Below are 14,546 nucleotides of genomic sequence, written 5' to 3'. Positions count from 1 at the left end.
TCATCAACAATTTAAAGTATACTCTGGTTACTCTGTGTCCTCTGTGGTGAGCTTTGAGACAGCCTCTCTATCATTAAACAAAACAGTACTATCATATGGGAAACGATCAACGGGTACGCAAACCCGAATGGCTTAAGATCAGTATCGGAGCCAACGAACGCTATACGGAAACCAAACGTATTGTCGAATCGCACTGCCTGCACACCATTTGCAGCAGCGGGCGCTGCCCCAACATGGGCGAGTGCTGGGGAAAAGGTACGGCCACGTTCATGATTGCCGGTGACATCTGTACCCGCAGTTGCAAATTCTGTAATACCCGGACCGGGCGTCCTTTGCCTCTGGACCCTGACGAACCGTTGCACGTTGCGGAATCGGTTGCCTTGATGAAGCTCTCACATGCAGTCATCACATCGGTGGACCGCGATGATTTACCCGACCTGGGCGCCGCCCATTGGGCGCAAACAATTCGTGAAATCAAACGCCTGAATCCGGAAACGACCACCGAAGTACTGATCCCCGACTTCCAGGGGCGCAAGGAACTGGTTTCCCAAGTGATAGAAGCCGGTCCGGAAATCATTTCCCACAATATGGAAACCGTAAAACGTATCAGCCCACAAGTGCGTAGTGCGGCCAATTATCACACCAGCCTGGAGGTGATCCGTCAGATAGCCGAGAGCGGTACAACAGCCAAATCGGGTATTATGGTCGGTTTGGGCGAAACTCCTGCCGAAGTGGAGGAGTTAATGGACGACTTGATTGCCGTCGGTTGCAAAATCCTTACCATCGGACAATACCTGCAACCGACCCATAAACACTATCCGGTTGTGGCATACATTACCCCGGAACAATTCGCCATCTATAAAGAAACAGGGCTCAAAAAGGGATTCGAACAAGTAGAAAGCGCACCATTAGTACGTTCATCATATCATGCGGAAAAACATATCCGATTTAATAAGAAGTAGTAAGAACATAACAGGCTCCTTGTTTGTTTTACAAGTAAACGGCAAAATAATACAATAAAAAACATATGGGTAACAAAGGAGTACTTTCTTCCGCATTTAATATGTCATTGGGCTTTATCCCTGTTATTGTTTCCATCCTTTTATGCGAATTTATAACACAGGACATATCAATCTATATCGGTACAGGTATCGGACTTATCTTTTCATACAGGTCCCTGTCCCGTAACGGGGCGCGTATACCCAATTTTATCCTTTATATCTCTACGGGAATTTTGACACTATTGACTCTGGCAAGTCTCATTCCCGGAGATTTTGTCCCGGTAGGAGCTTTGCCCCTGACACTTGAAGTCAGTATACTGATTCCAATGGTTATTCTTTTCTTACACAGGAGAAGGTTCATTAACCACTACCTGCGCCAGAGTGCCCAGTGCAACCGCCGACTGTTTGCCCAGGGAGCGGAATCGGCTGTCGTATCGGCACGGGTTGTTTTGATTCTGGGTATTCTGCACTTTGCCGTTATCAGTCTGACTATCCTGATAGCACACCCTCTCACTCCGACTTCCACGCTGGTGCTTTACCACATATTGCCGCCTGCCATATTTATCCTCAGCATTCTGTTCAACCAGATAGGCATCCGTTATTTTAATCATGTAATGGCCCATACAGAATATGTGCCCATCGTCAACACCCGTGGCGACGTCATTGGAAAAAGCCTGGCCGTAGAAGCCATCAACTACAAGAATGCTTATATCAACCCGGTAATACGCATTGCCGTCTCTACCCATGGCATGCTGTTCCTTTGCAATCGTCCGCAAAGCTGTATTCTCGACAAGTTCAAAGTGGATATACCGATGGAATGTTATCTCCGGTACGGAGAGACGTTGACCGAAGGTGCCAACCGCTTATTGAGTAATGCTTTCCCAAAAGCATCGGATCTGAAACCTACATTTACCATCTCCTATCATTTCGAAAATGCACAGACCAACCGTCTGATTTATCTGTTTATTGTCGAAATGGAAGATGATTCTATCCTCTGCGATCCACGGTTCAAAGGAGGAAAACTGTGGACTTTCCAACAGATAGAACACAACTTAGGCACTCACTTCTTCAGCGAATGCTTTGAGTTGGAATATGAACACCTGAAACAGGTTATTGGTATAAGAGAAAAATACAAGGTATCTTAGTCAGGTCGGGCACTTTTCCCTGCCACTCTTTGATGGTCTTGGTGCGGATGTACTCACCCTCACAGGTGATATTAGCTGCAATGCAAAGACGTGTTTGCGGACGGCAGTTATGCAAAATATCCTCCACCATCTTATTATTCCGATAGGGCGTTTCTATAAACAGCTGTGTCTGATGTTCGGCATATACCCGTTGTTCAAGAGCTTTAAGCTTTTTGGCACGCTCAGCCGGCTCTATAGGCAGATATCCGTGAAAGGCAAAGCTTTGTCCGTTAAATCCCGATCCCATCACAGAAAGAATGATAGACGAAGGGCCCACCAACGGCACTACCTTCAGGTTCTTACGTTGCGCAATAGCCACGACATCGGCTCCCGGATCGGCAACGGCCGGACAACCGGCTTCCGAAATCACTCCCATAGACAATCCACCGATCAACGGTTTCAGGTAACCGGAAATATCTTCAGGAGAAGTGTGCTTGTTTAAGGGATAAAAGGTGAGCGAATCGATGTCAATCTCACGATCCACCTTTTTCAGGAAACGGCGGGCCGAACGGACATCTTCGACAATAAAATGCTTGATTCCCAGAATAATTTCTTTATTGTAGGGTGGTAATACAGACTCGATGGGAGTGTCGCCCAATGTAACGGGCAAAAGATAGAGAGCGGTATCCATGAACAAGGGATTTTTATAATAAGAATTTTACGGATTAAAACGAGATTCGGTGAACATACGTTCGTAATCGTTCATTTCGAGCAATTGCCGTAAGGTTGTTTTTTTATGATGTTTCATATACGAAGTGATGATTTTTGTACCAATCCAGGTACCCACCATCGAAGGCGCATTCTCGCCCAGAGTATTAGTGAAAGGAGCCGGACGGGTATATTGGCGTACCACCATCGGATCTGTTGCATGCAGATGATCTTTTTCAAGAATATATCTCCACATCTGCTGCTGGTTCTCTTTGCACCATTCTCTCTCTACATCCGAATAGCCCAATGCTTCTTCCGAAGAGGAATAATCCAACAGGTGCTGCACCACATAATTAATTTTACCGAAGTGCATCATCACATCGAGCAGTGTACGGGAGTAATCCATCGGGAAAGGATACTGGCTCATCAGATAGTACACCAGACAATCGGGTACAATCCGGTCGGGACGCATGGTGCGTCGCTGATAACCATAATAGAAACGCTTGTAAAGCGGATAATCTTCACCCATATACTTGTCAAGGCTGATGCCCAGTACGCTGTCGGACAGAACGATGGATTCATTGAATGCCGAAATTTGTGTGTATATCATGGGGATCATAATATCCGGCACTTCCTTTTGCAGTTTCCCGAAGCCTTTGGTCAACTCTTTCTCGACAGATCCCAATTCGGGATATCTGGTTTCCACATCCTCTATCAGACGGATCAGAGTGGTGTCCGAATAGAATGTTTTCAGTCGCTGGAATATATGATCGTCACTTACCTGCCCGATGGCCAGTACATCTTCAATCAGCAGTTTAGTAGGCAGAGAATATTCCAGATTCATTTTTTGTAAAGCAGAAAAGCTGTTGAAACGAACGTATTCGTCCAACAGCTTATCATATCTGACTACGGAAATCCCCTCTTCCTCCATTGGGTCTGCGACAGGCTCTGCCTTCCCCACCCGGCAGGATGCGAAAAGCAGACTTAGCAAAACAAGGAGAATATAGTTCTTCCGTATTTTCATTGCCTTAACCGTAAATGATATTACCGTTTTCGTCTTTATATTCGTCCAGACCCTTTTCGTAAGTAGCCATCGCCCGAAGACTCATACCAACACTCGAGAAACCACCATCGTGGAACAGGTTCTGCATGGTCACCTTACGGGTAAGATCAGAGAACATTACGATGCAATAATCTGCACACTCGTCGGCAGAAGCATTGCCCAACGGAGACATGCGGTTGGCAAAATCGTACAGTTTATCCATGCCCTTCACACCGGAACCGGCTGTGGTAAAGGTAGGCGACTGAGAAATCGTATTTACACGTACATTGTGCTCACGACCATAAATGTAACCAAAGCTGCGGGCAATAGATTCAAGCAATGCCTTAGCGTCAGCCATATCGTTGTATCCATAGAAAGTACGCTGTGCAGCTACATAACTCAATGCCACGATAGAACCGTATTCGGCAATTGCGTTTTGTTTCTTGGCAGCCTGGATCATTTTATGGAATGAAACAGCTGAAACATCCAGGGTAGTGTTCAACATATTATAGTCGAGATCATCGTAAGTACGTTTCTTACGAACGTTCGGTGACATACCGATAGAGTGCAATACAAAATCAATCTGACCACCGAGAACTTCCATCGAGCGTTTAAATACGTTCTCCAAATCTTCTACGTTAGTGGCATCTGCAGCAATCACTTCGCAATTCAACTTCTCAGACAAAGCAGAAACCTGTCCCATGCGGACAGCAACAGGAGTATTTGATAATGTAATAACAGCACCTTCTTCAACGGCTCTTTCGGCTACTTTCCAGGCAATAGACTGCTCGTTTAATGCACCGAAAATAATACCTCTTTTTCCTTTCAACAAATTGTAACTCATACCTTTTAATGTTAAATTAGGTTGCAAAGATATAGATTTTCTGCATAAAAGCATGAAAAGTGTGCAAAGAAAAGACCGAAACCACAAAAAATACACTAAAATAGGGTATTTATTACATATAACAGCCACTCCTGTCACTACAAAGGCCGGATTATTAAAGCAACCGTCTGTCGCCTTAAATGACGGCAGCATTCGTCGTTAATGCCGGTTGCATTTACAGAGTCTCCTGCCCTGTCCATATCAGTAGTCCATAAGAGCAGATATATTATTCACAATTGTTTATCGGGATTGAAGATCAAAGAGATCGGTCGTGGAAACAAAGAAAGAGAAGTAATTCAAGAAAAATAAAAAAATAGCAAAGTTCTGATGGTACTTTACTATAACTGCTTTTCGCCATCAATGGGTTTTCTAATATTAAGTTAATAAACCCATTTTATTCGTAACAAATAGCTACCAACGGGACAAAGATAATAATATATTTTAATAAATCACAAACAACGCTTCTATTTTTTCAAATATATCATAAAAAAACATTTCGTCTAAGATATAATAACTCACTTATTTAAAAAAACAGGTAGACCTTTGGTAATTTAATAAATTAAAGTTATAAGGACTATTACAGGCAACCGACATTCACTATAATCAACTAATATACAACAGATAGCAGTTTTAGCGTTCAACACTTATCCGCACTCCTTTTACAGTATTTCTGTTTGTCATAATCAATTAAGTACCATCAGAACTTAATAGAAACTTGAAATTAGAAACAATTGTAAACATATGTCATAAATCACAATCAATACAACAACCCTAATAAAGAAGCTTATGAAATAAAACAGAGAAAAGACTTTAGCACAGATTCCGAAGGAACCGATTCCCCGGAAAATTTAAGAAACAAACTATTCAAAATGATGTTTAACCGAACAATTTAGTGTATGACAGAAAAAACTAACCTGTTTCCGAGCCTAATCCGGCTTCGAGAAACAAATCGCCTGAAAATGGCAATCGCTGCTTCTATCATGCTATGGTGCGCAACACCGCAGCAAGCAGCAGCCAATACTTACGAAGAACACGGAATTGAAACTGTACAGCAGGCCAACACCAAAGTGAAAGGTACAGTAGTGGACGAAACCGGAGAACCGATGATCGGTGTATCCGTTAAAGTCCTGGCAAATAACACAGGTACGATTACGAACCTGCAAGGGCAATTCTCTATCGATGCCCCCAAAGGAAGCAACATCGAAATCTCGTTCATCGGCTACAAAACCGTTACAGTAAAAGTAACCGGCGCTCCTATTAACGTTACCATGAAAGAAGACTCGCAACAACTGGATGAAGTGGTCGTTGTAGGTTATGGCTCACAGAAAAAAGTCAACGTGACAGGTGCCGTAGGTATGGTCAATTCCGAAGTGCTTGAGGCACGTCCGGTACAAAATGTATCACAAGCCCTGCAAGGTGTGGTACCGGGTTTGAACCTCTCGGTCAACAACGGTGGGGGTGCACTGGATAGTGAAATGAACATTAATATTCGTGGTACAGGTACTATCGGTGACGGTTCCGGTTCATCTCCATTAATATTAATCGACGGTATCGAAGGTAGCCTGAACACGGTAAACCCCAATGACATTGAATCTGTATCAGTGCTGAAAGATGCCGCATCAGCCTCTATCTATGGTGCACGTGCGGCATTCGGCGTGGTACTGGTAAAAACAAAAAGCGGACAGTCGGGAAAAGCAAGAGTTACCTATTCCGGTAATGTACGTTTCTCGGATGCAACCAATCTGCCTGAAATGCTGGACTCTTATACTTTTGCACAATATTTCAACCGTGCGGCATTAAATCACAATGGTGGAGCAGTTTTCAGTAAAGAGCAGCTGGAACGTATCAAGGCGTACCAGGATGGTACCCTTAAATCATCGGCGACCTTTGACGAACAGTCACGTAACTGGAACTACTATACAGGTTCAAATGCCAATACAGACTGGTTTAAGGAAGTATACGAAGACTGGGTTCCTTCCATGGATCATAACATCAGCATCAGTGGTGGTACGGATAAAACCCAATATATCGTCAGTGGAAGTTTTCTCGACCAAAAAGGCCTGATACGCCATGGGAAAGATACTTTCCAACGCTATACCCTGAATGGTAGAATAACAAGCAACATCACAGACTGGTTTACATTGGGATATTCAACAAAATGGACACGCGAAGATTTTGAACGTCCAAGTTATCTGACAGGACTGTTCTTCCACAATGTGGCACGCCGCTGGCCAACTGTACCCGTATATGATGACAACGGGTACCTGACCGGACCTTCTGAATTGATTCAACTGGAAGACGGAGGTAGGCAAATTAATCAAAAAGATCTTTTCACCCAACAATTGCAACTGACCTTCGAACCAATCAAAAATTGGAAAATTTATGTAGAAGGAAGTTTGCGTGTGACTGCCAATAACCAACATTGGGAAGTACTTCCCGTCTATCAACACAATGTAGATGGCGAACCGGTAGGTATGACTTGGGATGCAGGTGTGGGCAGTTATCCGATCGGCGGTTCAAAGGTATCTGAATACGCATATAAAGAAAATTATTACTCTACTAATATCTATTCGGATTACTTCAAGCAATTGGATAATGGGCACTACTTCAAAGCAATGGTAGGTTTCAACGCCGAATTGTACAAAGACCGTAGCGTGAATGCAGACAAATCGACCTTGATTACCCCTTCTGTACCGACTATCAACACGGCAGTAGGTGAACCCAGCGTAGCAGGCGGATACAGACACACTTCAGTAGCCGGCTTCTTCGCCCGCTTGAACTGGAACTACAAAGACCGTTATATGCTGGAAGCTAACGGACGTTATGACGGTTCTTCACGCTTCATAGGTGACAAACGCTGGGGCTTCTTCCCTTCTTTCTCCGGTGGATGGAATATCGCCCGCGAAGCATTCTTCGAAGAGGCTGCCAACAAGTTGAATATCGGAACCTTAAAACTAAGAGCATCGTGGGGACAGTTGGGTAATACCAATACCAATGATGCCTGGTATCCTTTCTACCAGACTTTACCCCAGGGACAGAATTACGGTTGGTTAGTGAACGGCACACGCCAGAACTATGCCAGCAATCCGGGTATCGTGAGCAGCGAAAAGACTTGGGAAACCATCGAGACGTGGGATGTGGGTTTAGACTGGGGATTACTCAATAACCGCCTGACAGGGTCATTCGATTATTTCGTACGTTATACTTACGACATGATTGCGACTGCTCCGGAACTTCCATCAATTTTAGGTACAGGTGTTCCTAAAATCAACAATGCCGACATGAAATCGTACGGCTTTGAGTTAGAAGTAGGATGGAGAGACAGAATCAAAAACTTCTCTTACGGAGTAAAATTCGTACTCTCGGATGCACAACAGAAGATACTGAAATATAATAATCCGGATAAAAGCCTCAGCAATCCCTACTATGAAGGACAAAAATTAGGAGAGATCTGGGGATATAAAACGATCGGCATTGCACAAAGTGATGAAGAAATGAATCAGCACCTTGCCAACGCTAAACAACCGATGGGCCAGAAATGGGCAGCAGGTGACATCATGTATGCCGACCTCGACAACAGCGGTTCGGTAGACCAAGGCAACTACAAAGTGGGAGACTCGGGCGACTGGCAGATAATCGGTAATAACACACCTCGTTTCAACTACGGTATCACAATAGATGCCGCTTGGAAAGGTTTGGATTTCCGTGCTTTTGTGCAAGGTATCGGTAAACGTGACTACTGGCTGAATGGCCCGTACTTCTGGGGATTCTCCGGAGGCGGCGAATGGGCTTCTGCCGGATTCAAAGAGCACTGGGACTTCTGGCGTCCGGAAGGCGATCCTTTAGGAGCCAACACCAACGCTTATTTTCCACGTGTCATCCGTAATACATCAAAGAACCAACAACGTCAGACACGCTACTTACAGGATGCTTCGTATTGGCGCCTGAAAAATATCCAGATCGGATATACATTGCCCAAAGTATGGACAAAGAAAGCGGGAATGGAATCAGTACGCGTCTATGTATCAGGCGATAATTTACTGACTGTATCTGATATCACCGGAGTATTCGATCCGGAAAATCTCGGAACACAATGGACTGACCCGGGTAAAGTATATCCGTTACAGAAAGTGATTGCAATTGGTTTAACCGTAAATTTCTAAAAAACGAATCATTATGAAACTAAAAAACAGAATCATACAACTATGCGTACTGACAGGGGGAGTATTACTTTTCCCTTCGTGTAATGACTTTCTGGACAGAGAACCGCTGGATCAGGTTACGCCAGAATCTTATTTTCAGAATGCAGACCACCTGGCAGCCTACAGTATCTCACAATACCAAAGCTTGTTCTCAACACATGGCGGGTTCAATGCAGGTACCGTGAATAACGACGGAGCTACCGATAACATGGTTTCAGGTGAAAGTAGCGGAAGCGGAGTCCAAAACTACTATACCAAGGATGTATGGAAAACAGAAGCAGCCAATGGCAACTGGGATTTCTCTTTCTTCCGTTATTGCAACTACTTCTTTGAGAAAGTACTTCCCAAATATGAAGCAGGCGAAATATCGGGTAACGCCGATGACGTGAAACATTACATCGGTGAAATGTATTTTATCCGTGCATGGAAATATTTCCAGAAGCTAAGATTGTACGGAGACTATCCCATTATCACTGAAGTATTGCCGGACAACGCAGAAATACTGATAGAAAAAGGAGTGCGCCAACCACGTAATAAGGTGGCACGCTTTATTCTTGAAGATCTCGACAAAGCCGCCGAATATATGCATGACCACGGCTTTGCAGGCAATAACCGCCTGAATAAGCAGTGTGCATTGTTAATCAAATCGCGTGTAGCTCTCTATGAAGCCACTTTTGAGAAGTATCATCAAGGGACAGGACGTGTACCGGGTGATGCTAACTGGCCCGGCAAACGGGTTCATCCTGACTATAAATATGATGCTAACACAGAAATAAACTTCTTTCTGGATGAAGCCATGGCAGCTGCCGAACAAGTGGCTGATGTCGTCAAACTGACCGCTAACAGCGGTGTATTCAATCCGGCAAACGATAATGATATTTCCGGCTGGAATGATTATTTCGATATGTTCTCCGCCGAAGACATGAGCGGATTCGAAGAAGTACTCTTCTGGCGCGACTACTTCTCCGGCGATTTTACCATTGCGCACGGTGCTACAGCCTATATAGCTTCAGGAGGAAATAATGGAATGCTACGTAATTATGTTCAGTCTTTCTTAATGAAAGACGGCATGCCTTGGTATGCAGCTACTGCCGCATGCCCCTTCAAAGGTGACCAACGGGTAATGGACGAAAAAGCAAACCGAGACGAACGCCTGCAGCTCTTCCTGTTCGGCGAAGAAGATATGATACCAGCTGTATCGAATGCTACAACCAATGCAATGAAGACATATCAAGAATCGGATTATCCCAGGATAATTATAGCAGAATCAGAAGTTAGAGATTTGACTGGATACCGCATTCGTAAATGTCTCTCCTACGACCAGAAACAATACGTTTCAGGACAAGCACAATCAACAACCGGTTGCGTTATCTTCCGTGCAGTTGAAGCATACTTGAATTATTTGGAAGCCTATTGTCTGAAAAATAATGGAAATATTGCAGGCAAAGCTGCCGAATACTGGAGAGCCGTACGCATTCGTGCAGGGGTTGATCCGGATTTCAATAAAACCATTGCTGCAACAGATCTGAGCAAGGAAAACGACCTGGCTAAATATAAAGGCGAAAACGAAATGATCGATGCAACACTTTACAATATCCGCCGCGAACGCCGTTGTGAGTTTATTGGTGAAGGTATGCGTATGGACGACCTGATCCGTTGGAGATCATTGGACAGATTATTAGTTGAAAGATTCATTCCCGAAGGATTCAACTTCTGGGGAAGCGACGCTTACAAACGTTATGAAGGAGAAGATGCTAAATTTGAATACATCGAAGGTCCGGATAATGCAATGGCTAATGTTTCGTCCAGAAAGTTATCCAATTATTTACGTCCATATTCGGTTGTAAAAAAGAACAACGAAATATATGACGGCTATAGTTGGGCTAAAGCACATTATCTCTACCCGGTACCTATCCGGCAAATAGAGTTGTTATCCCCGTCAGGTGATATATCTTCGTCAGTTATCTATCAGAACCCATATTGGCCTGAAGAGAGAAATGCACAAGCTGTAGAGTAGATATATCTATTAAAAAAGTATTGATTTTTAGTATAATAATAAGATGTTGCGGTAAGAGATTTATAGCAACTACATAAGGTTTAAAAAAGGAAAAAGGGAAGGGAGGTCCGTGAGGATGTCCCTTTTCTGTTAAATCATAATCGCATTGTACGTACATCAAAAAAGGAAAGCCGCCCGAATTTCTCCGAACGGCTGTCTTTTATATATACCATCTTCAAACGGCTTATTCCCACTCAATCGTTGCAGGTGGTTTTGAACTGATATCGTAGGTTACACGGTTTACACCTTTTACCTTATTTATAATATCATTTGACACTTTACCGAGGAATTCATAAGGCAAATGCGCCCAGTCGGCTGTCATGGCATCTGTTGAAGTCACAGCACGCAAAGCTACTGCACGCTCGTATGTACGTTCGTCTCCCATTACTCCTACAGACTGAACCGGAAGCAAGATAACACCTGCCTGCCATACCTGATCGTATAATCCCCAGTCGCGTAAACCTTGAATGAAAATATCGTCAGCATCCTGTAAGATACGCACCTTTTCGGGAGTAATATCACCTAAAATACGAACCGCAAGTCCCGGCCCCGGGAAAGGATGACGGGTAATCAAGTGCTCGGGCATACCTAACTCACGGCCTACACGACGAACTTCATCCTTGAATAGCAAACGAAGCGGTTCACAAAGTTTCAGGTTCATCTTTTCAGGAAGTCCACCCACATTGTGGTGACTCTTGATAACAGTACCGGTGATGGAAAGAGACTCGATACAATCCGGATAGATGGTACCCTGAGCCAACCATTTCACATCTTTCAGTTTATGTGCCTCTTCATCGAATACATCGATAAAGCCTTTACCTATAATTTTACGTTTGCGTTCGGGCTCGGTTACACCTTCCAGTTCTGAGAAGAACTTACGGCTGGCATCTACACCGATCACATTCAGTCCGAGGCATTCGTAATCATGCATTACATTCTTGAATTCGTCTTTGCGGAGCATACCGTGGTCAACGAAAATACAAGTCAGATTCTTACCGATGGCCTTGTTGAGCAGCACAGCGGCTACTGAAGAATCAACTCCTCCGCTTAAGCCTAATACTACTTTGTCATTGCCCAACTGAACCTTCAATTCGGCAACAGTACTTTCGATGAACGATGCCGGACTCCAGTCCTGCTTGCATCCACATACATCGACAACGAAATTACGAAGCATCTGTGTACCGTCCTCACTGTGGAAAACTTCCGGATGGAACTGTACGCCCCACACTTGTTCACCTTCCACCTGATAAGCGGCAATAGCCACTTTGTCTGTAGACGCAATCGTTTTAAAATTCTCAGGAACAGCAGTAATGGTATCACCGTGGCTCATCCATACCTGCGTACCCTCTCTCACACCTTTGAACAACACATTGTCCTTGCAGAAAGAAGTCAGGTGAGCACGTCCATACTCACGGGTACCTGCCGGTTCTACTTTGCCACCATTGGTATACGCCATAAACTGTGCACCATAGCAGATGCCCAGAATGGGATATTTACCTCTGATTTCGCTCAAATCAACCTTGAACGCACTCTCGTCATACACGGAGAAGGGGCTTCCCGACAGAATCACTCCCTTGACAGTTTCGTCGTCTTTGGGGAACTTGTTATAGGGGACAATCTCGCAATACGTATCCAACTCGCGCACCCGGCGACCGATAAGCTGCGTGGTCTGTGAACCGAAATCAAGTATTATAATTTTCTCTTGCATATATAGATATGTTATGAATTTGGCGCAAAATTACTGCTTTTCTTTCAATAAATCACGTATTTCAGTCAACAATATCTCTTCTTTTGTAGGTGCGGGCGGTGCAGCAGGAGCAGCAGGCGCCTCAGCTTTCTTCTGGGTCAGCTTTGTAATCAGTTTAATAAATAAGAATATAGAAAAAGCGATAATAAGAAAATCGAAAGTTGCTTGCAGAAAGTTACCATAATTCAAGGTAACAGCAGCCGCAGTTTCTTTCCCATCGGCTCCGTACTGCGCAGCTTTCATTACCCATTTCAAGTCCGTAAAGTTCACTCCCCCAATGAGTAACCCCAGGGGAGGCATAATGATATCGGCTACAACCGACGAAACGATTTTGCCAAAGGCACCACCAATAATCACACCGACAGCCATATCCACCACATTCCCTTTCATGGCGAAAGCTTTAAAGTCTTGTAAAAAAGTACTTTTTCCCATCTTTTTTTATATTTAATATGAATTTAATATGCGAATATAAAAACATTTTCTTACTTTTGCACCGCATTCTAATGAAACAAATGCGAATTTAGAAAAGTATTTGAACAAATATTATAAAACCCTTAAAAGTTTAAACAAAATGATTAAAGTAGGTATTAACGGTTTTGGCCGTATCGGACGTATGGTATTCCGTGCAGCAGTTAAGAACTTTGGTAACGACATTCAGATCGTAGGTATTAACGACTTGTTGGATGCTGAATACTTGGCATACATGCTGAAATATGATTCAGTACACGGTCGTTTTGAAGGCGAAGTTGCTGTAGAAGACGGTGCTCTGATTGTAAACGGAAACAAAATCCGTCTGACTGCAGAGATGGATCCTGCTAACTTGAAATGGAACGAAGTTGATGCTGACGTTGTAGTTGAATCAACTGGTTTCTTCCTGACTGACGAAACAGCTCGCAAACATATCCAGGCTGGTGCTAAGAAAGTTATCATGTCTGCTCCTTCTAAAGACTCTACTCCTATGTTCGTATATGGTGTAAACCACACTTCATACGCTGGACAGGACATTATCTCTAACGCTTCTTGTACTACTAACTGCTTGGCTCCTATCGCTAAAGTATTGAACGACAAGTTCGGTATCGTTAAAGGTTTGATGACTACAGTTCACGCTGCTACTGCTACTCAGAAAACAGTAGACGGTCCTTCTAAGAAAGACTGGAGAGGTGGCCGTGGTATCCTGGAAAACATCATCCCGTCTTCTACAGGTGCTGCTAAAGCTGTAGGTAAAGTATTGCCGGTATTGAACGGTAAACTGACTGGTATGGCATTCCGCGTTCCGACTTCTGACGTTTCTGTAGTTGACCTGACAGTTGTTTTGGAAAAAGCTGCTACAATGGAAGAAATCAACGCTGCTATGAAGGAAGCTTCTGAAGGCGAATTGAAGGGTATCCTGGGCTACACTGAAGATGCAGTTGTTTCAACTGACTTCCGTGGTTGCGCTAACACTTCAATCTACGACTCTAAAGCAGGTATCTCTTTGGATTCTAACTTCGCTAAAGTTGTTTCTTGGTATGACAACGAATGGGGTTACTCAAACAAAGTTTGTGAAATGGCTCGCGTTATCGCTGCTAAATAATCAAGCTAAGATACAATATATGGAAAGCTGTTTCGGGAAACCGGAACAGCTTTTTTATTTTACAGCTCACCCTAAAAGACGTACGAAGACACGGAATGCTTATTTTACAGTTCTGCTCTTCTCTCCGTCTCCCATAGCAAAAACTACAGTGAAACACGTTAAATAAGAAGAAAACTATACGGAAGTCTGTGATACTCTGTGGTGAAATTT

The 14,546-nt window shown here is 43.8% G+C and carries 10 protein-coding genes; 5 read left to right on the top strand and 5 right to left on the bottom strand.

Features of this window, described 5'->3' with window-relative positions; genetic code table 11:
* Positions 1 to 95: 95 nt before the first annotated feature.
* Together lipA and G7Y45_RS07920 are read left to right on the top strand one after the other, a co-directional pair.
* Positions 96 to 962 (top strand): lipoyl synthase, encoded by an 867-nt coding sequence (lipA, locus tag G7Y45_RS07925; RefSeq protein ID WP_122142890.1) that lies wholly within the window; start codon positions 96 to 98, stop codon positions 960 to 962.
* Between the two features lie 65 nt (positions 963 to 1,027).
* On the top strand, positions 1,028 to 2,146 hold the full coding sequence (locus G7Y45_RS07920) for a hypothetical protein (RefSeq protein WP_005810104.1): 1,119 nt from the start codon (positions 1,028 to 1,030) through the stop codon (positions 2,144 to 2,146).
* Here G7Y45_RS07920 and G7Y45_RS07915 read toward each other — a convergent pair.
* From G7Y45_RS07915 to G7Y45_RS07905, 3 genes are read right to left on the bottom strand one after another with little or no spacing between them, the layout of a single operon-like run.
* Positions 2,112 to 2,816: an SAM-dependent methyltransferase gene (locus G7Y45_RS07915; protein ID WP_005810106.1), complete on the bottom strand. Its 705-nt coding sequence runs from the start codon at positions 2,814 to 2,816 to the stop codon at positions 2,112 to 2,114. The genes G7Y45_RS07920 and G7Y45_RS07915 overlap by 35 nt on opposite strands.
* A gap of 27 nt (positions 2,817 to 2,843) precedes the next feature.
* On the bottom strand, positions 2,844 to 3,857 hold the full coding sequence (gene gldB / locus G7Y45_RS07910) for a gliding motility lipoprotein GldB (RefSeq protein ID WP_005810107.1): 1,014 nt from the start codon (positions 3,855 to 3,857) through the stop codon (positions 2,844 to 2,846).
* Positions 3,858 to 3,861: 4 nt separating this feature from the next.
* Positions 3,862 to 4,719 (bottom strand): enoyl-ACP reductase, encoded by an 858-nt coding sequence (locus tag G7Y45_RS07905; RefSeq protein WP_005775707.1) that lies wholly within the window; start codon positions 4,717 to 4,719, stop codon positions 3,862 to 3,864.
* Between the two features lie 935 nt (positions 4,720 to 5,654).
* On the opposite strand from G7Y45_RS07905, the gene G7Y45_RS07900 reads away from it, so the two are divergent.
* Positions 5,655 to 8,921, top strand: coding sequence for a TonB-dependent receptor (locus tag G7Y45_RS07900; RefSeq protein WP_032531786.1), 3,267 nt, complete (start codon positions 5,655 to 5,657; stop codon positions 8,919 to 8,921).
* Positions 8,922 to 8,934: 13 nt separating this feature from the next.
* On the top strand, positions 8,935 to 10,977 hold the full coding sequence (locus tag G7Y45_RS07895) for a RagB/SusD family nutrient uptake outer membrane protein (RefSeq protein ID WP_032531785.1): 2,043 nt from the start codon (positions 8,935 to 8,937) through the stop codon (positions 10,975 to 10,977).
* 223 nt (positions 10,978 to 11,200) lie between these two features.
* Here the strand turns inward: G7Y45_RS07895 and guaA are convergent, their stop codons facing one another.
* A complete protein-coding gene (gene guaA / locus G7Y45_RS07890; protein WP_165017392.1) occupies positions 11,201 to 12,724 on the bottom strand; it encodes a glutamine-hydrolyzing GMP synthase in 1,524 nt (507 codons plus the stop codon).
* Between the two features lie 30 nt (positions 12,725 to 12,754).
* Positions 12,755 to 13,195 (bottom strand): large-conductance mechanosensitive channel protein MscL, encoded by a 441-nt coding sequence (gene mscL, locus G7Y45_RS07885; protein WP_005775701.1) that lies wholly within the window; start codon positions 13,193 to 13,195, stop codon positions 12,755 to 12,757.
* Positions 13,196 to 13,334: 139 nt separating this feature from the next.
* On the opposite strand from mscL, the gene gap reads away from it, so the two are divergent.
* Positions 13,335 to 14,336, top strand: a complete 1,002-nt coding sequence (gene gap / locus G7Y45_RS07880) for a type I glyceraldehyde-3-phosphate dehydrogenase (protein WP_005775699.1) — start codon at positions 13,335 to 13,337, stop codon at positions 14,334 to 14,336.
* Positions 14,337 to 14,546 lie beyond the last annotated feature (210 nt).

The sequence above is a fragment of the Bacteroides sp. ZJ-18 genome (assembly GCF_011038705.2).
In the GTDB taxonomy this organism is placed as follows: Bacteria; Bacteroidota; Bacteroidia; order Bacteroidales; family Bacteroidaceae; genus Bacteroides; species Bacteroides hominis.
This window is presented reverse-complemented; position numbering and strand designations above follow the sequence as displayed.